This is a genomic window from Aquificaceae bacterium (genome assembly GCA_037481935.1).
Taxonomy (GTDB): Bacteria; Aquificota; Aquificia; order Aquificales; family Aquificaceae; genus Pampinifervens.
The window spans coordinates 38,317-61,769 of sequence record JBBFKQ010000007.1 but is presented as its reverse complement, the minus strand read 5'-3'; the positions used below and the strand labels follow the sequence as shown (position 1 = coordinate 61,769).

The window sequence follows — 23,453 nt, the reverse complement described above, 5'->3', positions numbered from 1 at the left end:
CTAATTATAACATGCTCCTTTTTATAAAATCTATGACCCTGACAGGTATCGGGTCCTGCCTGTATAGCTCTGCAAGGTAGAGGCTGACCCAGTCCCCGAGGTATGTGAGATACAGAAGCCTTTCCATAAGGCTTTCCCCTTTTCCTGACAACACTTTCAGAACCACGCCAAGGTCTTCAAATATCTGACGGGTTATTTCAACCCTTTTGAGAATCCTATCATTGTCCATAGGGTCATATAGTAGGGTAAAGGTGCAGAGGTTTCTTATCTGAGCATTGTCAAGACCTACCACCTCGTTGTGGTGCATCTCTGGCAGAAAGGCGTTGTAGCAGAGGGTCTTTGAGTTCTCGTTTATCTGCGTTTTCCAGCGGAAGGCTACAGGTTCAGTAAGAGGCGTTCCGTAAACTATGGGGATGTATGTAAACATGGAGCGGGCAATATCCTGAGCCTGTGACTTTATCTCTTCCCTGTGTCTGATAAGATGCTCCCTGAGCCTTTCCACAGATTCATCCATGCCAAAAAGGCACATGAGAGCTGAAAGCATAAAGCCAAGGGCATATCTCGGTGGATAGCCCTGGGGCAGTGGAATGTGCATCAGCCCTTCCCTCTCTGCTATCTCTTTAAGTCTTCCGCCAGAGCTTACACATACTGGCTTTAGCCCCCTTTTCAGGGCTTCCTGGAGTGTGCTCAGGGTCTCTTCTGTGTTTCCGCTGTAGCTGGTGCAGACAAGAAGCCAGCCCTCTTTTACGAAGGGTGGGAGGTCATAGCCCCTCAGGGACACTACAGGTCTGTCTCCTCTCAGAAAAAGCCTCATGAAGTCCCCCACTATGCCTGACCCTCCCATACCGCTGAAGACTATTCCACTGTATTCCTCAGGCTTGATGCTCTTACACTCTACCCTTCTAAACTGCTCTGGAAATTCCTCCAGCATTCTCAGGGCATCCATGGCATCCCTCCTCGCTGAAAAAATATTTTCAGACTTCTAATATAACCTGTTTTCCACCTTCCACTTTAAGCTGTGGAGTGTGTCTAAGAAGGTTTATGGAAAACTCAAGGTTGTCATAGAGTGTTATGGAGTAGTTGTCCCAGAAGACGCATGTGCCTGCAAGGCAGAAGTATCCACCGCTCGTGGGAGCGATTTGCTCCGCAATGAGGAGAGTATAGTGCCCCATGTTGGACTGGGCGGTGTCTTCTGCACGCACCACCACCTTTATGTCGGGCATGAGGGGCTTTATGGAAGCACTGCAGGCGAGCATTATGCGGTTTACTGTCACCTCGTTCTTCTCGTTCTTGTTATACCTTCTTATCTTTGAGCTAACCACAAAATACCTGTCTCCCTGATGGTTGCTCACCTCGTCGGTCACCTCGTCAGGGTTCAGCTCCATGCCAAACCTTCTTGCAAGGGTGTTGCAGGTGTCCGCTATATGGTCTTCGTTTTTGTAGTATCCAAGCAGAATTACCTTCTTACCAAGCTCCCACACCCACCTTTCCACATCCTGAGCTTCTTTTTCTGTAAAGGGAATCTCGGGGTAGTTGAAGACTATGGTGTGATATTCAGAGAGCTTTTCCCAGTTGTCAACTTCATCAACAATGAGACCTCTTTTCTCAGCCTCCCTCTGGAGTATGGAAAAGTAGTAATAGTCCGTTATGGTGAACTCCTGATGGGTTATGCTCCATGCAACCTTTGTCTTTGTCATAGCTTAATTATACCACGGGCTTCAGAAAGGCTGTGTGTATGCTCTTCCTGCCCCTTTTGAATTCCACCACCGCCTTTGAGTCCTCAAGGGCAACTATCACCCCCTCGCCAAAAAGCTCGTGCCTGACCCTTTCCCCGACCCTGAAGGTTTTTACGCTTCTGAGCTCGGGCATGTAGCTGGTTTTTTTCTTTGCAAAGGCGGAAAGGTCAAGAAGGTTTTTGGGGATGTATGATAGAAACCTGCTGGGCTTTGAGCTTTTTGTGTAGGTCATAAAGAGAAGGTCCCTTGCTCTGGTTATGGCAACGTAAAAGAGTCTCAGTTCCTCTTCAAGCTCTTCCTGACTTTCAAGAACCTTCTCATGGGGGAGTATTCCCTCCTCAAGCCTTGGCAGGAAAACCACATCAAACTCAAGGCCCTTGCTGGCATGTATGGTCATTATCTTCACAGAACCCTCCTCTTCCTCCTGACCGCTCAGAAAATCCACCTCCTCCAGCAAATCCTGAAGTCCGTAGCCTTCCGAGTGCTTCTGCCTGAGGTATCTGAGAAGCTCCTTTACGTTTTCCTCTCTCTCCTGTGCATCCTTGTAGCTTTCTCTTAAATACTCCCAGAAGTCTAAATCTCTCAGAAAATCCTCCAGCGCCTGAGGATAGTCTGCAAGATTTTTGTTTAGCCTTGAGAGTCTCTGGAGAAAGCTGTAGAGCTCCATCGCCTTTGCCTGCGGAAGGCTTTTTAAAAGGAGCTGAGACCCTGCAAGGCAGTTGCCCTTACCAGCCTGAAAGATAGCTTCAATGGTCTTCTCCCCTATGCCCCTTGTGGCAACCCCCAGAGCCCTTGAGAAGCTGAGCCTGTCCTGTGGGTTGAGTAAGACCTTTAAAAAACTCAGTGCGTCCCTGACTTCTGCCCTTTCAAAGAATCTCACCGCACCCACTATTCTGTAGGGAACCTTCATCCCAGACAGGGCCCTTTCAATGGGCTCTGTTATGTAGCCCACTCTCACCAGTATGGCTATCTGGGATGGTCTGTGGGACTGAAGTAGCCCCTTTATCTTTGTGGCTATCCATACTGCCTCTTCTTCCTCTATTTCAAACCTTTTTACCACGGGCTTTTCTCCTTCCTGCCTTGTGGGTATGAGGGTCGGTATCAGCTCTTTCCACGTGGCAGAGGAGGAAGAGAGAACTGCGTTTGCCACATGGATTATGTGTGGTGCGGACCTGTAGTTGTATTCAAGTTTTATCACATCAGGATTAAAGTCCTCCTTGAAGCGGATTATGTTGTCAGGTCTTGCATATCTCCATTCATAGATGCACTGGTTAGGGTCTCCCACAACGCATACGTTCTCTCTTGCAAAGAGCCTTATTATCTCATACTGCACCGTGTTGGTGTCCTGAAACTCGTCCACAAGCAAGAAATCAAAGCCTTCTTTTACCTCTGGGCTTTTATCAAGAAGCTCCCTCAGATAAAGCATTAGGGTGCTGAAGTCCAGAAGGTTCATCTCCTTTAAAAGCCTCAGGTATTCCTGCAGGGCAGGCTCAAGTCTCTGGTCGTAGGGTTCTCTGAGGTCTTCCAGTCTATGTGCCATGTAAGATTTGAAACTTTCTGGCTTTATTTCCATGGAATGAGCCAGCCTTTTTATAAACTGGTTCCTGTCTCCTTCGGAAAGAAGACCAAAGCCCGGGCTTATGCCCACCTTTTTGCCCTTTGTCTTTAAAAGTCTCAGAGCCACCGAATGAAAGGTGCCAGCCCAGGGAAGCTCAACTCCTGCCACCCTTTTAACCCTTTCCTTTATCTCCTTCCCCGCCTTGTTGGTAAAGGTTATAGCCAGTATCCTCTGGGGGCTTATGCCCTTTTCCCTTATGAGGAACTCCACCTTGTGGGCAAGGGTCTTTGTTTTTCCAGAGCCCGCACCCGCCACGATGAGAAGAGGCCTCCCAAAGTGCCTGACTGCCCTTTCCTGGGATGGGTTTAGTCTTTCCATTTTGCCTTTGATTATAAGGGAATAAAGGTGAGCAAGTTTCCACTGACCTATTGTATAATAGGATTTACTATGCGTAGAAAGGGGACAAAGGAAAAAATTCTTGACGCCTCTCTCAAGCTCTTCTCAGAGAAGGGTATAAGGGAGACCACCATAAAGGACATAGCAAGAGAGGTGGGTATAACAGAGGGCGCCATATACAGGCACTTTAAAAGCAAGGATGAGATAGTTCTTGGCCTTTTTGGGCTTTATTCTGAGGAGTTTTACAACAGACTTCTTTCTGCAGTTCGGTCTCCTATAAGCTACAGAGAAAAGTTCTACTTTACTGTTCATACCTTTTTGAGCTTCTGCTTTGAAAATCCCTCAGCCTTTAAATACCTTGATCTCTTTCACTATCTAAGGGCTGAGGATGTTAAAGAGTTCAGCCCCCTCCCAAAGGATGCAGTCCTTGAGCTAATAGAAGAAGGCATCAGGGAAGGCATGGTAAAGATAAAGAAAGAGTATGCACTGGCAGTCTTTGTGGGAACGCTGGAAAGGGTCTTTCTGCTGGTAGAGGCAGGGCTTTTAGAGAGAAAGGAGGGTCTTGAAGAGGAGATAGCAGGAGTGATATGGAAAGCTCTTGCTTAAAATTTTTTCTATGGAGGAGCAGATGAAGTATCTTCTCTCGGAGAGCCAGATTCCCAGAAAGTGGTTCAACATAGTGCCCTACCTTCCAAGGCCCCTTGACCCACCCATTGACCCCCAGACAGGTCAACCTGTAAGTCCCGACAAACTCCTTGCCATATTCCCCGAGCCTATAGTAGAGCAAGAGGTGTCAGACAGAGAGTGGATAGACATACCGGAGGAAGTTCTCAGAATATACAGCCTATGGAGACCTACACCCCTTCACAGGGCAAAAAACCTTGAGGAATACCTTGGAACGCCTGCAAAGATATTCTACAAGAACGAGAGCGTCTCACCGCCGGGAAGCCACAAGCCCAACACGGCAGTGGCACAGGCCTATTACAATAAGATATCGGGCGTAAAAAGGCTAACCACGGAGACGGGTGCAGGTCAGTGGGGAAGTTCCCTTTCCTTTGCAACCCAGTTCTTTGGGCTTGAGTGTGAGGTCTTTATGGTAAGGGTGAGCTACAACCAGAAACCCTTCAGAAGAATACTTATGGAGACCTGGGGTGGAAAGGTTGTTCCCTCACCAAGTCCCCTCACTCAGGCGGGAAGGAAGTTCTACGATGAAAACCCCGAGCATCCCGGAAGCCTTGGTATAGCCATAAGCGAGGCCATTGAAAGGGCCCTTTCCACGCCAAACACCAAATACTCCCTTGGAAGCGTTCTCAATCATGTGCTATTACATCAGACCATAATAGGCCTTGAGGCAAAGATGCAGATGGAGATGGCTGGCCACCACCCAGACTATGTGATAGGTTGTATAGGAGGTGGTAGCAACTTTGCGGGCCTTGCCTTTCCCTTTTTAAAGGATAAGATAACTGGAGAAAGGCCAAACCTTGAGGTTATCGCTGTGGAGCCAAAGGCATGCCCAACCTTAACAGAGGGTGAATATAGGTATGATTACGGAGACACGGTTGGGCTTACGCCCTTGATAAAGATGTACACCCTTGGTCATGATTTTGTTCCACCACCCATACATGCGGGCGGGCTAAGATACCACGGCGATGCACCACTTGTGTGCCTCTTATACAAGGAAGGCTTCATATCTGCATCAGCCTACAAACAGAGGGAGGTTTTTGAAGCCGCTTTGACCTTTGCAAGAACTGAGGGCATAGTGCCAGCCCCAGAGTCATCCCACGCCATAAAGAAGGCCATAGACATAGCCCTTGAATGCAAGAGAACGGGAGAGGAAAAGGTTATTCTCTTTAACCTTTCTGGACATGGCTACTTTGACCTTAACGCTTACGATATGTTTTTAAGAGGTGAGCTTGCAGATACATAAACCCCGCACCCGAGACGGCGGGCCTACCGTTGCTCCCTTTCGGGCCTGGCGGGGTTCAACCCTGTCCCGTTGCGGGGCTATTTATAATTATATCCTCGTTTACGAGCCTTGCCCATTCCTGCATGACCCCTATAGCCCTCTCTGCGAGCATATTTTTCCTTTCCTGCCTGTCTTTTACCTTCGCATCCAGCGGAGGCAGAAGTCCCAGCACGGGCGACATGGGCTGAAGCCTGCCATCCTTACCAGTTATGTATCTCACCAGTGAGCCAAGCATGGTCTCCTCTGGGGGAACTACAAGGGGTTTGCCCTTTGCGAGCCTTCCTGCGTTTATGCCAGCCAATATGCCCGTGGCTGCGGAGGCCACATAGCCTTCCACGCCCGTTATCTGCCCAGCAAAGAAGATGTTTTCGTGCTTTCTCATGTTGAGGAAAGGTGTCAGAACTCTGTTGGACTGGATAAAGGTGTTGCGGTGCATGGAACCCAGCTTTACAAAGACTGCATTTCTCAGACAGGGTATGAGCCTGAGGACCCTTTTCTGCTCTGAGTAGGTCATGCGGGTCTGAAAGCCCACCAGAGACAGAAGAGTCCCCTCTCTGTTTTCCTTTCTTAGCTGAACCACTGCAAAGGGCTGCCTCCCCGTTCTGGGGTCCACAAGCCCCACGGGCTTCATGGGTCCAAAAAGAAGCGTTTTGTAGCCCCTTTCTGCCAGCTCCTCTATGGGCATACAGCCTTCAAAGTAGACGAGGTTTTCAAAGTCCTTTGGCTGAACCTTTTCAGCCCTGAGAAGCTCCTCGTAAAAAACCCTGTATTCTTCTTCCGTAAGGGTGCAGTTAAAGTAGTCATCACCTCCCTTTCCATAGCGAGAAGCCCAGAAGCCCTTAGAAAAGTCCACGCTCTCCGCCTCCACTACGGGAGCGATAGCATCGTAAAAGTAAAGGTAATCAAAGCCCACGAGCTCTCTTATGTCCTCCGCAAGGGCTTCTGAGGTGAGGGGTCCAGAGGAAACTATGACGATTCTGTCCCTGGGGACCTTTTTCACCTCTTCCCTTATGAGCCTTATGTTGGGATGCTCTAATATTCTGCGTGTTATGTATTCTGAAAAGACCTCCCTGTCCACCGCCATGGCTGTCCCCGCAGGCACGTAGGCCTCCTTTGCAGCTTCCACCACCAGAGAGCCAAGAAGCTCCATCTCAGCCTTCAAAAGCCCTGCACCCGATGTGAGCTCCATACTGCCAAGAGTGTTGCTACATACAAGCTCTGCAAACCTTCCCGTTCTGTGGGCGGGCGTTCCCTTTACTGGTCTCATCTCATACAGAAGGACTTTAACACCCATGCTTGCAAGCCTGAAACTTGCCTCTGAACCAGCAAGACCTCCACCTACTACTACGACTTCCTCCATAGCCTTATAATTTTAGGCATGTGTGGGATAGTGGGCTACACAGGTTCAAACCCGGCGCTTCTCGTGCTTCTGCAGGGACTTGAAAGGCTTGAATACAGAGGCTACGACTCTGCTGGCATTGCCCTGATAGAGAACGGCGGGCTCTACGTGGAGAAGAAGGTGGGTAAGATAAGAGAGCTTGTCAGAAGCCTGTGGGGAAAAGAGCTAAAAGCCACTGCGGGCATAGGTCATACTCGTTGGGCAACTCACGGGGAGGTGTGCGAGCTCAACGCCCATCCCCACGTGGACAGCAAGGGTGAGTTTGCGGTAGTTCATAACGGTATAGTGGAAAACTACAGAGAGCTCAGGGAAGAGCTCCAGAGGCAAGGCGTAGATTACAAATCCCAGACGGACACAGAAGCCATAGTTCATCTTATCTCTCTGAATTATGAGGGCGACCTGCTCAGGGCTGTCCTGAAAGCTATAAAAAGGCTGAAGGGGGCTTACGCCTTTGCGGTAATAAGCACGAGAGAACCCGGCAGGATAGTGGCGGTAAGATACGGAAGCCCGCTAGTGGTGGGAATAGGTAAAGGAGAAAACTTCATAGCCTCAGACATTCCAGCGCTTTTGCCCTTCACAAGAGATGTGATACCCCTTAACGACGGTGAGGTGGTGGACCTAAGACCGGATGGCTTTTTCATATACGACTTTGAGGGCAACCTCCTGACAAAGGAGATAATGCACGTTCCTTGGGATGTGCTGTCTGCGGAGAAGGGGGGCTTCAAGCACTTTATGCTAAAGGAGATATTTGAACAGCCCAGAACCCTGGGAGACACCATAAGGGGCTACATATCAAGAAGCTACGAACTGCCCATAAACCTCAGAGACTACAGGAGAGTTCTGGTGGTTGCCTGCGGAACCTCTTACCACGCCGGACTTGTAGGCAAATACTGGATTGAGAAATACGCAGGAGTGCCCGTTGAGCTGGTGTATGCCTCAGAGCTGAGATACTCAGACAGCCCTGTGGGAGAGGGAGACCTTCTTATTGCCATCTCCCAGTCGGGAGAGACCGCAGACACCCGCTTTTCTTCCCTTGCCATGAAGGAAAAGGGTGCAACCCTTCTCTCTATAGTAAACGTGATAGGCAGTGCCCTTGATAGGGAGTCTGACTATAGCCTGTATACTCACGCAGGACCGGAGATAGGGGTTGCAGCAACAAAAACCTTTACCGCGCAGCTCGCCGTCCTGTATGCACTTGCGGTCAGCCATTCAGAAAAGAGAGAGAAGCTCATGGAAAACCTCCTCAAAGTGCCCCACCTTGTGGAGGAGATACTTTCAGACTCAGAAAAGGTCAGAGAAACAGCCCTCAAGTATGCGGACTACAAGAATGCCATATACCTGGGCAGGTATCTCAGCTATCCCATCGCCCTTGAAGGAGCTCTCAAGCTCAAGGAGATATCCTACATACATGCGGAAGGCTACCCAGCAGGAGAGATGAAGCACGGACCCATAGCACTCATAGACGAACGCATGCCTGTGGTTGCCATAGCTCCAAGAGACAGGGTATACGAGAAGACCATCTCCAACATAGAGGAGGTTCTGGCAAGAAAGGGCAGAGTCATAGGGGTAGGCTTTGGGGGAGATACAAAGCTAAAAGAGCTCTGCGAGAGCCTGCTGGAGGTGCCGGCAGTGGAAGGGGACTTTACACCCTTCCTCACCGTAATTCCCCTTCAGCTTTTTGCCTACTACATAGCAGACTATCTTGGGCTTGATGTGGATCAGCCCAGAAACCTTGCAAAGACGGTCACTGTGGAGTGAAGAGAAACTTCAGAAGCGCCTTCTGAGTGTGTAATCTGTTTTCTGCCTGTGTGAAGATAAAGTCAGCATAAGCCTCAAAGAGCTCTTCTGTAATCTCCTCTCCCTTTCTTGCGGGCAGACAGTGCATTACTTTCACATCGGGTCTTGCGTAGGAGAGGAGCTGGGCGTTTACCTGATAAGGTCTTAGAGCCTGGAGCTTTTCCTCCTTTCTGTCCTGGTTCATACTCACCCACACGTCTGTGTAGACCACATGGGCATCCTTCACTGCTTCCATAGGATTGGTTGTCAGGTATATGCTTCCCCCTGTTATCCTGCAGAGGTCTTCACCAGCCTGATAGTATAGACTGCTGGGCTCATAACCCTCAGGCGTTGCCACGAAGAGTTTCAGACCAAAAAGTCCTGCACCCACCAGCCATGTGTTGCATACGTTGTTTCCATCTCCCACGTAGGCTATCTTTATACTCTGCATGTCTTCCCCAAAGGTCTCATAAAGGGTAAATATATCACTCAGTATCTGGCAGGGATGTGCCATGTCTGTGAGGGCATTTATGACGGGCACCTCTGAATGTCTGGCAAACTCCTCCAGCTTTTTGTGAGAGTCAGTCCTTATCACAACTCCATCCAGATACCTTGAAAGGGTTCTTGCAGTATCCCTCAGGTCCTCACCCCTTGAAACCTGAAGGCTCTCCTCATGGAGGAATATGGAGTTTCCACCAAGCTGTGCTATGGCTACTTCAAAGGAGACCCTGGTCCTTGTAGAGGGCTTAGTAAAGTAGAGGGCTATGTTCCTTCCCTGGAGATATTTTTCTCTGTCAAACCCCCTCTTTATGTTAAGAGCATCCTGAAGTATGCTCCACCCTTCCTCAGGACTTATCTCCCAGAGGTCCACAAAGTTCCTTTTCATCTCACCTATTTTAACATAGTGTAGTATTTTTTGTAATTCCTGAAAACCCTCTCCACATAGGCACCGTGCCCCTTCGCCTTGCTTCCCTTGTTGTAGCAGTCCACTGCTAGGGAGATGTTGGAATGGATATCCATACACCTTCTTAGCACCATGGCACCGAAGTGAATGTTGTAGCAGGGTTCAAAAATCCACTCTCTGGGTATCCTGTATCTCTCAAGCCAGAAGGAGTTTATCTGCATGATGCCGTAATCTCTCGTCCCGTTTGTGTTTACATTTATAGCCCTCGGATTGAAGTTGCTCTCCGCACTGGCTATAGATATAAGAAGCACGGGGTCAAGGCCATACCTTTTGCCCGCATCAAAAAAGCAGTGGAAGAAGGCAAAGGAGCTGGAGGACAACAGAAGCAGAAAGACCAGAAGTAGCATATAATAATCATACAATTTTGTGGAGGTTAAAAAAATGGAAAAAAACTGGAATGTGGGCACTGTTTACCTCAACGACAAAACGAGAATAATAGTAATGGGTATAACCGGAAGAGAAGCTTCTCAGGTGGTGGCGGAGTCTGAAGCCCTCTACCCGGGCTTTGTGGTGGCGGGCGTCACTCCCGGTAAGGGTGGCTCTGAGGTGGCGGGCAAGCCCGTATACAACACAGTAAGAGAGGCTCTGCATAGGCATCCGGAGATAAACACAGGCATAGTATACGTGCCGCCAGCTTCTGTCAAGGACGCAGTAATAGAGCTGGTTGATGCGGGCATAAGGGTCATATTCATAATTACCGAGCACGTGCCCATAAGGGATACGGTGTATTTCTACCACTACGCTAAGGAGAGGGGAACAATCATAGTGGGTCCCACATCCCTTGGTTGTATGATCCCTTGGGTTCCTGCAAGAATCGGAGCCATAGGTGGCAAAAACCCTTCCATAGCCTATGAGAAGGGTGGTCTTGTGATACTCTCAAAATCCGGAGGTCTGACCACAACCACTGCCGAGATGTTCAAGCGCAGGGGATGGGGAGTTTACATGGCTCTTGCTCTGGGTGGAGATGTCATATCCTGCACCACCTTTGCGGACGCCCTTGAGAACATAGCGGATGACCCCAACGTTAAAGGTGTAATAATTCAGGGTGAGGTGGGAGGTTCCTACGAGGAGCAGGCGGCAGAGACCATACTGAGGCTCTGGAAAGAGGGCAGGTGGAACAAGCCCGTCGCAGCCTTTGTGGCAGGGAGGTTTCAGGAAAAGCTGGAAGGTGTTTCCTTTGGACACGCAGGTGCCATAGTGGAAAGGGGCAAGGGCAAGGCTACTGATAAGATAAGGGCTTTCAACGAGGTGGGCAAGATAACAGGGCTTGTAAAGGTGGCGGAGTTCTACCACGACCTTGTGCACTGCATAGAGGAGCTGGGGGTTCCCAGAGACTTTGAGGACACAACGCCAGAGGGAAGGGTAAAGCCACTGTATTCTACCATTGATGAGGAAACATGTCAGTTTAGAGGGTGAGTCCTTCGTGAAATTTTCGTGAAGGGGATTGCCTAGACTCCAACCTCCATTAGATTAAACTTTAGGAGGTGTAACCATGAGAAAGTTATTTTACGCATTAGTTATGGTATTAGCCTATGTATTTGGGGGTGCTGTTTATGCTGCATCTGTTGAGCCCATAGTTGTGCCAGACTGGAAATCTGGTAACGCAGGCTTTGAGTGTCAGCAGGCAACCGCATATACTGGTATACCTTACGTGTATTCATATAAGATTGACCCTCCAGCTAACGGCACATACACTGCTACTTTTCCCGACAGTCATTCAAACAACATAACCATTTCCAACTATAGCGGAACAGGTTTTGACTGGTCTGCCTCTCCAAACTCAATAGGCGCAGTTATAGTAAAGGGTGGTACTTATGCAAACATCTACAAATATGACCCGCAAGTATTCTATGACACAAACCTCATGTCTCCTATAAATCCGAGAACTGGCAGACCCTTTGAAATAAGCCACATAACCTTTTGCTGGAACCCTATGCCAAGAGCCTGCTATCAGATAGAAACAGCCTGGGCTCAGGGGACAAGGTACGTTACAAAAGGCAACTGGGCAATGTATGTATACTATACTGGTGGAACTCAGACATACAATCTCCTTGCAGCACAGACCATTAACGTGGGGACTGTAACCATATCACCCTCAGCTTCTGCGGGTTATGTGGACATAAGGATACAGCTCAACGCTGGTGTCTATTTTGCCTATGGTGATGAGTATGGTGGTCTATGGAATGAAAGCCTCCACATACAAGGCTATAGCACCACTCCTCCCGCAAGAAACCCAGCTCCGGGTCAGTTTGAGTTCAAATACAACGCAACAGGCCAGTCCTGGACTGCGACAGTACCTTACTATCCATACTACGGCATACACTTGAAGGTGGCAATACAGATACCCTGCCCCATGCCCTGAAATATCTAGTCGAGCCCGCCGTTGAGGCGGGTCCTTTCATCTTACACAGAGTCTTTGAGGTGCGGATGAAATATCAGAAGCTATCAGGGAGGTGTAAGCTGAAGGATCCTGACGCACCCTGACCATATAACACATGTCTCTCTGTAGGTGCTGCAAACACTGCTGTCCGGAGTAAAAGGTATGGTTTATACTGCAGGTAGTGCTCTGATTTAAGCTAACTGTATAAGTGCGACTCATCCAGGAACCTGTAAAACTGTCATTTCCCATGCTATTGACCGTCAGAAAAAGAACAAAACCCCTATTACCCACCTCCGCAGGAGTGAGGGGTTTCATAAGAAGGTCAGTAACAGTCCATGGACTTGTATTCTGATTTATCTGAAATTGTTTGAGGTCAAAATCCACAGCAAACTTTCCCACTGAAAAAGGCTGAACTATGCCGTTAAACCTTATGTGGCATTTATTATCAGCGTGGCAGTAAACGGTGTTAGGTTTATTTGTCTGGCTTATTGAATTAAACTGTGCAGGGTTATTATCTACACTGAGATTCTTGTCAAGTATCACTTCAAGCCTGTTGTATGTGCCCTGTGGTATATCCCCTGTGTTCAGGTATTGCATGACGTTCTCAAGCCTCTTCAGGTCAATTTCCACGCCTTGCTGGTTTGTAAACAGGTTTATCTTGCTCTGGCATGCGTTGTCTGAGCAGAGGTTGATTTCATAAATCCTGACAATCACCGATTGATAGGTATTCTCCTGAGCGTCTGTAATGTAGAGGTCAGCTCTAATGGTGGGCGAACCTCCCCCACCCCCACCACATGAGGATATAAGACTGTACGAAGCAAAGGAAACAAAAGCTTTCAGCCACAAACCTTTCATTTTAACCCTCCTCTAATGAGTGTTTTAATCTACGCTCTAAATCTGAAATCTTTATGAAATCCTCCTCCTCAACATTCTGAAAGCCATCCCACTCAAAAAAAGCACGGTTATTAGACCTATAAAAGCCAGAATAAGAATATACTTCACAGCTCTATCTCTGCGTGCCTGCTTGCGTGGCACTGGATGTTGACTGCCACCGGTAGGGAGGCTATATGGCAGGGGTAGAGTTCCACCTTTACATCCACCGCAGTAACCGTTCCACCAAAGCCCATGGGTCCCCAGCCTATCTTATTAATCTCCTCTATGAGTTCCTCTTCTATCCTTCTTGCCACCGGGTCTGAGCTCCTTTCTCCCACCGGTCTTAAAAGTGCCTTCTTTGCCAGAAGGGCACAGTATTCAAAAGTGCCCCCTATACCAATACCCACGGTGAAGGGTGGGCAGGCGTTGGGTCCCGCCAGTTTGACCGTCTCAAGAACAAACCTCTTTACGCCCTCCCAGCCGTCGGCGGGCTTTAGCATGGCGAGCCTTGAGGTGTTTTCCGAGCCTGCACCCTTTGGTGCAAAGGTGAGCTTTAGCCTGTCTCCCGGCACAACCCTGTAATGAATTACCGCAGGCGTGTTGTCCCTTGTGTTCTTCCTTTCAAAAACGGGGTCGTAGACCATGGAAGCCCTGAGATACCCCTCTGTGTAAGCCTTTCTTACTCCTTCGTTTATGGCGTCCTCAAGAGAGCCACCCACCACATGCACCTCCTGTCCAAGTTCTACAAAGACCACTGCCACACCCGTATCCTGACAGTAAGCTGCTTGCTCTTCCCTGGCAGCCCTTATGTTGAGGAGAATCTGCTGAAGGACCTCACGCCCCAGCTCAGACTCTTCCCTCCTGAGTGCGGACTGGTAGGCGAGCTCCACATCTTCAGGAAGCTCATAGTTTGCCTTTATGGCAATACGCCTGACAGCTTCAACTATCTGCTCATAGTGCACTTCTCGCATTTAAAAGCTCCTCCACGATTGCTATGTTCTTCCTTACGGACTCCACAGACTTCTTCCACATATTACGCTCTTCCTCTATCATGGGTATTTTAATGATTTCTTCGGCTCCGTTGTTGCCAAGTTTTACTGGCACACCCACGCACAGCCCCTCCGCCTCGTAATACTGCCCCACCTCACCATCAAGGTATACAGAACAGGGAAGGATTCTCTTGTTGTCGGTCACTATGGCTTCCACCATCTCCACTATGGATGCAGCGGGTGCGTGATAGGCAGATGTTCCCATAAGGTCCACTATCTCACCCCCGCCAAACTGTGTCCTTTTTATAAGTTCCTGAATCTTCTCCCTTGGAAGCATATCCTTTAAAGGTATTCCTCCCACGTTGGAGATGGATATAAGAGGAACCATCTCATCGCCGTGTCCGCCTATCACATAGGCGTTTATATCCTGGGGTGATATTCTTATCTCCTTTGATATAAAGGTTTTGAAACGTGCAGAGTCAAGCACGCCAGCCATACCCATCACCCTGTTTTTCTCAAAGCCAAGTATTCTGTAGACGGCGTAGGTCATGAGGTCCACTGGGTTTGTGACCACGATAACTATGGCTTCTGGTGCATACTCCTTTATCTTGCTGGCTATAACAGAGAGGATGGATATGTTTCTGTCCAGGAGGTCCTCTCTGGACATGCCCGGACGCCTCGGAAAGCCTGCGGTTATCACCACAAGGTCGCTGTCTTTGAGAGCTTCATAGCCTTCACCTTCGGGGGAGACTGAATAGCCCTCCACTCTTCCATCTATGTTGAGAGCGGAAAGCATCTGCTGAATATCGAGTGCTTTACCCTTAACTGGTTCAATGACCTTTTCCCCATCCCTCTTTGGCAGGTCAAACATGCGCACGTCCACATGACCCCTCAGAGCCAGAAGACTGGCAGTGTGCTCCCCCACATTCCCAGCACCTACAACAGAAACTACCTTACGCAGTTTCATAGCCTACCTCCTACAAAAGGTTGTATTTTTTTAGAAGTTCAAAAAGTTCCCTGTCCCTCTCTGCCAGCTTTTTCAGTGCATCAATGAAAACCTTCTCCTTATCTTCAATTTTTCTAACTCTATCATCAAGAGGTTTAATAGCAGTCCTTCTGTCCCATATGGCAAAGCCGATAGTGGCAACCGTTATAGTGGTAAAAACCCCACTGATTATCCACAGAAAGTTAAAAAGCATGTCTATTTTACGGTTTATCTCGTCTATTCTCTTGTTGGTTTCATCAAACCTTGTATCTACTCTCCTATTAGCTTCATCAAACCTTACATCAACGCTCTTACTCAGGGCTTTCAGCTCAGTTTCTATTTGAATAAGCCTGTCCCTGTCTTCAAGAGTAAAAGGCACCTCTTTTGATTGCACCACCGACGCAAGGCAAATTGTCAAGGCAATAAACCACACCTTCACAGCAGGTTATACCTCCACCTTTTGCTTGTTCTTTATCCAGTTAAGAAGCCCTCCTGCCAGAAGCACGGACACCTGTTTTGGGGTAAGGTTGTATCTGCACACTATCTCTTCTCCCGTGGCCCTGTTTATGACCAAAACTTCCTTCCCAGCCCTGAGCCTTTCTGCAATTTCTGGAATTTCTATCTCGTCTCCAAGGGAGAACTTGTTGTAATCTTCCTTATCCACAAACTCAAGGGGCACTATGCCAAAGTTTACAAGGTTTGCGTGGTGAATTCTTGCAAAGGACTTGGCAATGACCGCACGCACCCCAAGGAATCTGGGAGCCAGAGCCGCATGCTCTCTGGAAGAGCCCTGTCCGTAGTTTTCTCCGCCCACTATGATGCTAGCCTTGCCCTTCTCATCCCTTACCTTCTTTGCCCTTGAGACGAACTCCGGGTCCACATAGTGATACACATACTCGCTTATGGCGTATATGTTAGACCTGAGAGGAAGTATCTTTGCACCTGCAGGCATGATGTGGTCTGTGGTGATGTTGTCCCCCACTATAAGGCTTACCTCTCCCATTATGCCCTCGGGCATCTCATCAAACTCCGGAAGGGGCTTTATGTTTGGACCTCTGTATATTTCTACCTCTCTTGCCTCCTCCTCCGGTAGTGGCGGTATAAAGGCTTCATCTCCGTATGGGAACTTTTCGGGCATTTCCACCCTGACCCACTGAATGCCCTCCCTCTCTGCCAGCCTTCTGGGGTCTACTATCTCTCCCGCGATGGCCGCAGCCACGCATACCTCTGGAGATGCCAGATAGACCTTTGCGTCGGGCGTGCCAGACCTTCCCTCAAAGTTCCTGTTAAAGCTACGCACAGAAACACCCCCGCTTGGTGGAGCATAGCCCATGCCTATGCAGGGGCCGCAGGCACTCTCAAGGATTCTCGCTCCTGCTTTGAGAAAGTCCAAAAGCACCCCGTTCTGAGTTATGAGTTCAAGAGCCTGCTTTGAGCCGGGTGCCACAGCAAATACCACGTCCGGATGCACCTTTTTACCTCTGAGCATTAGCCCTGCCCGTGTGAGGTCCACAAAGGAAGAGTTGGTGCAGGAGCCTATGACCACCTGGTCTACCTTTGTGCCCTCCACTTCTCTGACGGGCAGGACATTGTCGGGAGAGTGTGGACAGGCTATGAGGGGCTCAAGCTCCGAAAGGTTTATCTCAATAACCTCGTCGTATTCTGCATCTGGCTCTGGCAGAAGCCCCATCCAGTCTCCCTCTCTGCCCTGGGACCGCAGGTAAGCTCTGGTAATTTCATCAGAGGGAAAGAGAGATGTGGTTGCTCCAAGCTCTGCTCCCATGTTGGTGATGGTGGCTCTCTCAGGCACAGAGAGCTCCTTTATACCCTCTCCAAAGTATTCAAAAATCTTTCCCACTCCACCTTTGACGGTAAGTCTCCTCAGAAGTTCAAGGATTATGTCCTTTGCAGTAACCCATGGGGGCATCTTACCCGTTAGCTTTACACCTACTATTTTCGGCATTTTCAGGTAAAAAGGCTCACCTGCCATGGCGGCAGCCACATCAAGTCCCCCTGCACCTATGGCAATCATACCCACACCACCGGAGGTGGGTGTATGCGAATCTGAGCCAAGCAGGGTTTTGCCGGGCTTTGCAAATCGCTCCACATGCACCTGATGGCATATGCCGTTGCCGGGCTTTGAAAGCCATATGCCGTAGCGTTTTGCCACGCTCATGAGATACTTGTGGTCATCGGGATTTTTAAAGTCCGTCTGGAGCATGTTGTGGTCTATGTAGCTTACAGAAAGCTCTGTCTTTACCCTGTCCACTCCCATTGCCTCAAACTGCAGGTATGCCATGGTACCCGTGGCATCCTGAGTGAGCGTCTGGTCTATCTTGATGGCTATCTCCTCTCCGGGGATAAGCCTTCCGCTCACGAGGTGGTTCTGAAGTATTTTATAAGCCACCGTTCCCTTTGCCATGCGTGCCTCCTGTCAAAAAGTGATGATTTATATTATAACCTTCTGACTACTGTTGAAGATACCTTGCCACCTCCTGTCTGACACTGGGATTGATGCCCAACCTTTTGAGTGTTCTGTCGTCAGCTTTCAGAAATTCGTAAAGGTTTTCAAAGTTTCTGTATATGAGTTTTTTCTTCGCCTCTCCTATGCCCTTTATTCTGTCTAACACATCGCTGATGCCTTCCCTGAGTCTTAACTTTCTGTTGTAGGTGAGGGCAAAGCGGTGGGCTTCGTCTCTTATAAGACCAAAGACCCTGTAGAGAACAGGATACTGTGATAGCCTTATTTCCTTCCCTTCCTCAGATATAAGAATCTCTTCCTCCTTTGCCAGAGCGTAGACCTTTATGGGAAGTGAGAACCTGTCTCTGACCCTTACCGCCACTCTTAGCTGTCCGTAGCCTCCATCTATCAGCCAGAGGTCTGGCATCCTCTCTTCGCCCTCTCTGAGCCTCCTTGCCCTTCTTGTGAGCACCTCCTCCATTGCCCTGTAGTCGTCGATGCCCTCAAAGTTCTTGACCCTGTATCTTCTGTAGCCCTTTTTGTTCATCGCCCCCATCTCCCACACCACGCAGGAGCCCACAGTGTATTCTCCGTAAAAGTGAGATATGTCAAAGCCTTCAATCCTCTCGGGCAGTGGAATGCTGAGAATTCTGTGAAACTCATCTCTGAGAACCGCCGGGTCAAGGTGTTCTCCAAGGTTTTCCTCAATAAGCTCCTCAAGCTCTTGGTCTATATCTCTCTTCAGCTCAAAATTCCCCCTCTGCGATAGCCACCAGAGGGCTTCCTCAGAGAGCTCAAAGTTTACCACAAGGCTCTGAGGCAGAGGGCTTGAGTAGTAAAAACCAAGGATAAATTCCTCAAGCTCCTCTTCCTTCTCCAGAGTTATGACCTGCTTGTCTACAAGCCTGCCTGACCTTATGAGGAATATGCCAAGAACCCTGCCTATGGTGTATAGTATGTCTGCACTGCCATAAGCCAGACCAGAAACCTTCTGACCCTTTGAAAGGTTTTCAAGAGCCTGTATCTGGTCTCTCAACATGGCACACCTTTCAAAGTTGAGCGAATGCATTTCCTTCTCTATTCTCCAGTAGAGCTCTTCCAGAACTCCGCTCACCTCCCCCGAAAGGAGAGCTACAGCAGACCTTACAGAAAGCCTGTAAGCGTCCCTGTCTATAAGACCACAGCAGGGTGCTGAGCAGAGTCCAAGGTGATAGTCCATGCAGGGCTCTTTTCTTATGGGCATGGGGTCGCAGGTGCGGAGCTTAAAAACCCTGTGGATAAGTCTCTTCACCCTCTTTGCCTTTGATGCGCTAAAGAAAGGTCCAAAGAGCTGTCCTGCGTGTTCTGTGCCTCTGACTACCCTTACGGTGGGGTAGGCATCCTCCGTTATGAGAAGTAGAGGGTATCCGCCTCCATACTTGTGTAGCACGTTGTATCGGGGTTTGTGGAGCTGTATGAGGTCTACCTCAAGGGTGAGGGCTTCAAAGGTGTTTCTGGTTATTACCCACTCCACACTGGTAGAGTTCTCTATTATGGCTCTTTCTTTGCTGTCCTTCTCCGCCAGTCTGTAGTGCTGGACAAGTCTGTCTCTCAGGCTTTTTGCCTTTCCTATGTATATGGGCTTTTTTCCCTTCTTAAAGATGTATACACCAGGCTTTTCGGGAGCTTTCTGGAGCTCTTCAAGGCTCAGCATCAGAGTAAATATATAGCTCTCTCAGGAGCTTTTCCACTGCCCTCTCCTTCTGCTTTGCCTCCAGCACAAGGTCAATCCTGTTGCCACCAAACATGTGCACAAGGCTGAGAAAGTCCTCAAGCCTGACCCAGTCGCCGTGCTCGCCAAAGCGGTGTTTCCCCTCAGGTCTGGAAGAGAGGTGAAACTCAGGCACTCGCCCCCTCCAGCTACTGAGCACCTCCTGAGGGTCAAACTCTGAGGGGTTGAGGGTGTGATGATAGTAGTCAAAGACTATGGGCAGTCCAAGCTCTGCATCCAGAAGGTCTCTCACCGTGTAGTGCCTCTCGTCGTTTTCAACGGCGAGCCTCCTGTGGAGCCAGGGGTTTTCCCTCAAAAGCCTTCTAAACCTGTGCAGACTTTCCTCCTTACTGCCGTATACTCCACCCACATGAGCTACCACCACACCCTCCTCTCCAACCCCCAGCCTATCAAGAAGCCAAAAGTGATACTCCAGCTCCCTCAGTGATGCATCCACCACCTCTTTTCTTGGAGAGCTCAGCACCACAAACTGCCCCGGGTGCATGGTTATTCTTATTGGGTATTCCTCTAAAACCTCTGAGAACTCCTCCAGCCTTTCCCCTATGGGCTTTAGCCACTCCCTTTTGAAGAAGGGGTGGGAGGCAAAGGGCACTATATCCGAGCCAAGCCTGAATATACCACAGCCGAGAGACAGGGAGAGGTCAAGAAGCCTTTTGAAGTCTTCAAGGTTTTTCTCCACAGCATCCATTACCCTCTCGTAGCTCAGGTTTGCAAGCCTGAACTTTCTGTTGGTGGTTATCTTTCCATCTGCGGTGGAGCAGAAAAAGCCAACTCTAAAACCGTTGAGTTCAAACACAGGGGAATTATACTTTTTCCCTATGTTCGTTGACAGGGTGAAAATTCACGTTAAGGCAGGAGATGGTGGCAATGGAGCGGTCGCCTTTCTGAGGGAAAAATACAGACCCTTTGGAGGACCGGCGGGTGGCGATGGCGGGAAGGGTGGAGATGTGGTTCTGCTTGCCACTTCCAGAAAGCACACTCTGTATGACTTTAAGTTTCAGGCACACTTTAAGGCCCAGCGAGGGGAGCACGGCAGGGGTAAAAATCAGAAGGGAAGGGACGGAGAAGACCTGATAATAGAGGTGCCCGTAGGCACCGTGGTGATGGATGCGGAGACGGGGCAGGTGCTCTGCGACCTCCTCATGGACGGGCAGAGGTGCGTGGTGGCAAAAGGTGGAAGGGGTGGAAGGGGCAATGCCCACTTTGCCACTCCCACAAACCAGACGCCAAGGTATGCAGAGAAGGGGGGAAGGGGAGAAGAAAGATGGCTTGTCCTTGAGCTAAAGCTCATAGCGGATGTAGGTCTGGTGGGCCTTCCCAATGCAGGCAAATCCACCCTCATCTCAAAGCTCACAAGGGCAAGACCGAAGATAGCAGACTATCCCTTCACTACCCTGTCTCCGGTGCTCGGTGTGATGGATCTGGACGAGGAAAGGCATGTGGTGCTGGCAGACATTCCCGGTCTGATAGAGGGTGCAAGTCAGGGCAGGGGGCTGGGTCATGAGTTTCTCAGACACATAGAAAGGACGAGGCTACTGCTTCACCTTGTGGACATATCGGATGGAAGGACCGAAGACCCCATAAGGGCTTTTGAAGCCGTCTGCAAAGAGATGGAGAATTACAGCCCTGAGCTCATGAAAAAGCCGCAGCTGGTGGTGGGAACCAAAGTAGATGGTCTTTCGGACCGGTCTTACCTTGATATTCTCAGAAGGGAATTTGAAAAAAAGGGCTATCCCTTCATAGCCATATCTGCTGTGACCGGTGAGAACCTCAATGAGCTAAAATACCTGATAGGCAAAAATCTGGAGGATATGGAATATGAAAGTTCTGGGAAAATACAGAGTATCCCTGAGCCCCCAGCAACCGCAGGAGGTGGAACCAGTTGAGATGGAGGAGTCAGAACAGTTTGCCGACTTTGCAGAGGAGCCAAAGGTATATGAGGGCTATTTGCCTGAGAGCTTCAGCCTTGTGTTTATAGATGGTGTGAGACGCACAGAGTGCCTTGCCTACATAAGAGACGAAGAAACGGGAGAGAGCTTCGAAGGTGCCTTTCTATCACTGGGTGCAGGTGCCTTGAGGATAGAATACGGAAGAATGAACCTGCTGAGAGAAGCCCTTTTACTTAGCAAAATAGAGAGGCTACTGGTCCACAAAAAGGGTGCCCTCCTGCAAGAAGTGCTCGGCTTCAGACCATACCCTGTTGAAGGTGAGATATCTGTGGAAGTAAACAGATACATGAAGGAAGAGCTTGAGGCAAAACTGGCTCTTCATGTTTACAAAAGGGTTCAGGACAGCCTTGTGGTGTGTGATGGCACGCTTAGCTACAGGTTGAAGAACACTCCCTTTCTTGGTTTTGTAAAGGGCATGAAGAGACTTTACATGGAAAGCTCCTACCTACCTCTTCTTTACTCCCTCCGCCCAGGGCAGAGGAGCCCCATAATAAAGACTCATTACCAGCAGAAGCAGGAAGAGAAAGAAAAGGTGGATAAATACACATGGTATGTAAAGCTCAGTGAGCACGAGGGAATACATGGACTTGCCAGAGTAGAAGTCTTTAGAAGAGACTTTGACGAGGTGAAAAGACTTGCAGACCTCTCGGCAGGGGTTCTTCCCCTCTTTGCCAGTCAGTCCTTTCAGGACAGAAGGTCACCCCAGAACCTCCTGCCCATAGGAAGACTTGAGAAGTTTCTCAGGCTTCACCTCGGACCCTACCGCATAATAAGGAGGCAGATAGAGAGCTTTTTCTATGCTTGAGGTCTTTTTGACTGTGAGCCTTGCCTACACGCTCAAAAGGCTTGGGCTTTTTTCAGAGGAGCACTCAAGGGTTCTGGTCAACTACGTGCTTTACTTTGCCCTTCCACTTCTTAGCTTCAAGACCGCCCACAGCCTGGGGCTCTCCAGAGAGGTGTTCCTTGTGGGAGCTGGTGCATGGCTTGTGATAGCCTTTTGCCTTCTTTCTTCTTACGCGCTTGGCAGATTGATGAGGCTTGATGGAGTCAACCTGAGAACTCTTATGATGGTCTCCGCCTTTGGGAACACAGCCTTTCTGGGATATCCCTACAGCTTTTCATACTTTGGAGAGGAAGGTCTCAAGTATGCGGTCATATACGACAGCGTGGGTTCTTTTCTGGCTGTATCCTCTGTGGGCTTTCTCATAGTGAGCGGAAAGGTTGACATAAAGTCTATAGTCCTTTTCCCGCCCTTTCTGGGGCTTATTTCTGGCTTTGCCCTGAGAGGCTATGATTTGCCTGCGTCCCTGTGGAAGTTTGTGGACTTTTCTGTGGCATCTTTGCTTCCTGTTGTCCTCTTTTCCCTAGGCCTATCTCTTGAGTTTTCACGCATGGGCAGAGACCTGAAACTTCTTGGGATTGCCATGGGCACTAAAATGCTCCTTTCTCCCCTCTTTGCCCTTCTTGTGCTGAAGTTTTTTCCACTGAGCGAGACCGCCTACAGGGTCTCAGTGCTTGAGTCCGCCATGCCCACCATGATAACCGCCAGCGTGCTGGTCCTGAAATACGGTCTTAACCACAACCTCGCCTTTGCCAGCGCAGGACTGGGAATTATAGTTAGCTTTTTGGGCGTGCCCCTGTGGGCCTACCTTCTACAGAGGCTCTAAAAGAGCCACACCACCTCCTTCTGAAGAACTTCTCTGTAAAACCTTGTGTCTTTCAGTTTGTCCAGCTCTCCTTCTGTGTAAACCAGCAGGTCAGCCGGAACTGGAAGCTCTGTGGTATCAAAGGCGAGAGGTCTTCTGATGAAGGGCTCTTTGCTTTCAGAGACCACAAGCAGAAGGTCCACATCGCTTCCTACTCCCCAGTTTCCCCTCGCATAAGAACCAAAGTATCCCACCCTGAGCACCTCTGGGTGCTCTGACCTCACCTTATGAGCCCATTCTCTGAGAGCCTTCTCAACCTCTTCTTTAGAGACCCATCTGATGACGGACGAACTCAAGGATCTTACTGGCATGCTCTATTGCCTCCCTTGCCTGCCTTTCTGTGAAATGTTCGTAAGGTGCACTGTAATTTTGCAGAAATTCTGCAACAACCCTCTTGTTTGCGGGACATAGCGGGACATAATGGGACATAGCGGGAAAGCCTTAATTATCAAGCACTTGAAAGCAATGTTAATATAATCTGCTGAGGCTGTTGCAGAATTTTTGAAAAATTTTGAGAGTGTGTGGGGGTGTTGCAAGTATATTT

Annotated in this window: 21 protein-coding genes, 1 other RNA gene and 1 pseudogene; 8 read left to right on the top strand and 15 right to left on the bottom strand. The window is 49.2% G+C overall.

The window, feature by feature from the left end; genetic code table 11:
• Window positions 1-4: 4 nt before the first annotated feature.
• The 3 genes from WHS43_07125 to WHS43_07115 are packed head-to-tail and all read right to left on the bottom strand — an operon-like array spanning window position 5 to window position 3,672.
• Window positions 5-946 (bottom strand): bifunctional phosphoglucose/phosphomannose isomerase, encoded by a 942-nt coding sequence (locus tag WHS43_07125; protein MEJ5339409.1) that lies wholly within the window; start codon window positions 944-946, stop codon window positions 5-7.
• Between the two features lie 28 nt (window positions 947-974).
• Complete coding sequence (locus tag WHS43_07120) at window positions 975-1,697, bottom strand: hypothetical protein (GenBank protein MEJ5339408.1); 723 nt, start codon at window positions 1,695-1,697, stop codon at window positions 975-977.
• Window positions 1,698-1,704: 7 nt separating this feature from the next.
• On the bottom strand, window positions 1,705-3,672 hold the full coding sequence (locus tag WHS43_07115; GenBank protein MEJ5339407.1) for an ATP-dependent helicase: 1,968 nt from the start codon (window positions 3,670-3,672) through the stop codon (window positions 1,705-1,707).
• Between the two features lie 69 nt (window positions 3,673-3,741).
• Between WHS43_07115 and WHS43_07110 the strand changes: the two genes are divergently transcribed.
• Together WHS43_07110 and WHS43_07105 are read left to right on the top strand one after the other, a co-directional pair.
• Complete coding sequence (locus tag WHS43_07110; GenBank protein ID MEJ5339406.1) at window positions 3,742-4,296, top strand: TetR/AcrR family transcriptional regulator; 555 nt, start codon at window positions 3,742-3,744, stop codon at window positions 4,294-4,296.
• Window positions 4,297-4,318: 22 nt separating this feature from the next.
• A complete protein-coding gene (locus WHS43_07105; GenBank protein MEJ5339405.1) occupies window positions 4,319-5,617 on the top strand; it encodes a TrpB-like pyridoxal phosphate-dependent enzyme in 1,299 nt (432 codons plus the stop codon).
• Here WHS43_07105 and ffs read toward each other — a convergent pair.
• An RNA gene (gene ffs / locus WHS43_07100) (signal recognition particle sRNA small type) lies at window positions 5,606-5,703 on the bottom strand. The two genes, WHS43_07105 and ffs, sit on opposite strands and share 12 nt — an antisense overlap.
• 14 nt (window positions 5,704-5,717) lie before the next feature.
• Window positions 5,718-7,016 (bottom strand): annotated as a pseudogene (gene trmFO / locus WHS43_07095) (FADH(2)-oxidizing methylenetetrahydrofolate--tRNA-(uracil(54)-C(5))-methyltransferase TrmFO).
• 18 nt (window positions 7,017-7,034) lie between these two features.
• On the opposite strand from trmFO, the gene glmS reads away from it, so the two are divergent.
• Window positions 7,035-8,813 carry a glutamine--fructose-6-phosphate transaminase (isomerizing) gene (glmS, locus tag WHS43_07090; protein ID MEJ5339404.1) on the top strand — a complete coding sequence of 593 codons (1,779 nt, stop codon included), beginning with the start codon at window positions 7,035-7,037 and terminating at the stop codon, window positions 8,811-8,813.
• On the opposite strand, the gene argF is transcribed toward glmS, so the two are convergent.
• A complete protein-coding gene (gene argF / locus WHS43_07085) occupies window positions 8,800-9,717 on the bottom strand; it encodes an ornithine carbamoyltransferase (GenBank protein MEJ5339403.1) in 918 nt (305 codons plus the stop codon). The two genes, glmS and argF, sit on opposite strands and share 14 nt — an antisense overlap.
• Before the next feature lie 5 nt (window positions 9,718-9,722).
• On the bottom strand, window positions 9,723-10,142 hold the full coding sequence (locus WHS43_07080; GenBank protein MEJ5339402.1) for a lytic transglycosylase domain-containing protein: 420 nt from the start codon (window positions 10,140-10,142) through the stop codon (window positions 9,723-9,725).
• A 34-nt stretch (window positions 10,143-10,176) separates the two neighbouring features.
• Between WHS43_07080 and WHS43_07075 the strand changes: the two genes are divergently transcribed.
• Together WHS43_07075 and WHS43_07070 are read left to right on the top strand one after the other, a co-directional pair.
• The gene (locus tag WHS43_07075; protein MEJ5339401.1) at window positions 10,177-11,211 is read left to right on the top strand and encodes a CoA-binding protein; all 1,035 of its coding nucleotides are present in this window, start codon (window positions 10,177-10,179) and stop codon (window positions 11,209-11,211) included.
• Window positions 11,212-11,287: 76 nt separating this feature from the next.
• Window positions 11,288-12,157 carry a hypothetical protein gene (locus tag WHS43_07070; protein MEJ5339400.1) on the top strand — a complete coding sequence of 290 codons (870 nt, stop codon included), beginning with the start codon at window positions 11,288-11,290 and terminating at the stop codon, window positions 12,155-12,157.
• A 36-nt stretch (window positions 12,158-12,193) separates the two neighbouring features.
• Here the strand turns inward: WHS43_07070 and WHS43_07065 are convergent, their stop codons facing one another.
• From WHS43_07065 to uvsE, 7 genes are all read right to left on the bottom strand, one after another.
• On the bottom strand, window positions 12,194-13,030 hold the full coding sequence (locus WHS43_07065) for a DUF4382 domain-containing protein (protein ID MEJ5339399.1): 837 nt from the start codon (window positions 13,028-13,030) through the stop codon (window positions 12,194-12,196).
• 143 nt (window positions 13,031-13,173) lie between these two features.
• Window positions 13,174-14,019 carry a fumarate hydratase gene (locus WHS43_07060; protein MEJ5339398.1) on the bottom strand — a complete coding sequence of 282 codons (846 nt, stop codon included), beginning with the start codon at window positions 14,017-14,019 and terminating at the stop codon, window positions 13,174-13,176.
• Window positions 14,000-15,004 carry a malate dehydrogenase gene (locus WHS43_07055; GenBank protein ID MEJ5339397.1) on the bottom strand — a complete coding sequence of 335 codons (1,005 nt, stop codon included), beginning with the start codon at window positions 15,002-15,004 and terminating at the stop codon, window positions 14,000-14,002. Before WHS43_07055 ends, WHS43_07060 begins: the two co-directional genes overlap by 20 nt.
• A 10-nt stretch (window positions 15,005-15,014) precedes the next feature.
• Window positions 15,015-15,461 carry a hypothetical protein gene (locus WHS43_07050; protein MEJ5339396.1) on the bottom strand — a complete coding sequence of 149 codons (447 nt, stop codon included), beginning with the start codon at window positions 15,459-15,461 and terminating at the stop codon, window positions 15,015-15,017.
• 6 nt (window positions 15,462-15,467) lie between these two features.
• Window positions 15,468-17,444, bottom strand: coding sequence for an aconitate hydratase (locus WHS43_07045; protein MEJ5339395.1), 1,977 nt, complete (start codon window positions 17,442-17,444; stop codon window positions 15,468-15,470).
• Between the two features lie 46 nt (window positions 17,445-17,490).
• A complete protein-coding gene (gene uvrC, locus WHS43_07040; GenBank protein MEJ5339394.1) occupies window positions 17,491-19,176 on the bottom strand; it encodes an excinuclease ABC subunit UvrC in 1,686 nt (561 codons plus the stop codon).
• Window positions 19,163-20,050, bottom strand: coding sequence for a UV DNA damage repair endonuclease UvsE (gene uvsE, locus WHS43_07035; protein MEJ5339393.1), 888 nt, complete (start codon window positions 20,048-20,050; stop codon window positions 19,163-19,165). Before uvsE ends, uvrC begins: the two co-directional genes overlap by 14 nt.
• A 22-nt stretch (window positions 20,051-20,072) precedes the next feature.
• On the opposite strand from uvsE, the gene obgE reads away from it, so the two are divergent.
• From obgE to WHS43_07020, 3 genes are read left to right on the top strand one after another with little or no spacing between them, the layout of a single operon-like run.
• The gene (gene obgE / locus WHS43_07030; protein ID MEJ5339392.1) at window positions 20,073-21,140 is read left to right on the top strand and encodes a GTPase ObgE; all 1,068 of its coding nucleotides are present in this window, start codon (window positions 20,073-20,075) and stop codon (window positions 21,138-21,140) included.
• On the top strand, window positions 21,073-22,008 hold the full coding sequence (locus WHS43_07025; protein ID MEJ5339391.1) for a DNA double-strand break repair nuclease NurA: 936 nt from the start codon (window positions 21,073-21,075) through the stop codon (window positions 22,006-22,008). The genes obgE and WHS43_07025 overlap by 68 nt, the downstream gene beginning before the upstream one ends.
• Window positions 22,001-22,870: an AEC family transporter gene (locus WHS43_07020; GenBank protein MEJ5339390.1), complete on the top strand. Its 870-nt coding sequence runs from the start codon at window positions 22,001-22,003 to the stop codon at window positions 22,868-22,870. The genes WHS43_07025 and WHS43_07020 overlap by 8 nt, the downstream gene beginning before the upstream one ends.
• Here WHS43_07020 and WHS43_07015 read toward each other — a convergent pair.
• Window positions 22,867-23,220, bottom strand: coding sequence for a nucleotidyltransferase domain-containing protein (locus WHS43_07015; GenBank protein ID MEJ5339389.1), 354 nt, complete (start codon window positions 23,218-23,220; stop codon window positions 22,867-22,869). The genes WHS43_07020 and WHS43_07015 overlap by 4 nt on opposite strands.
• Window positions 23,221-23,453 lie beyond the last annotated feature (233 nt).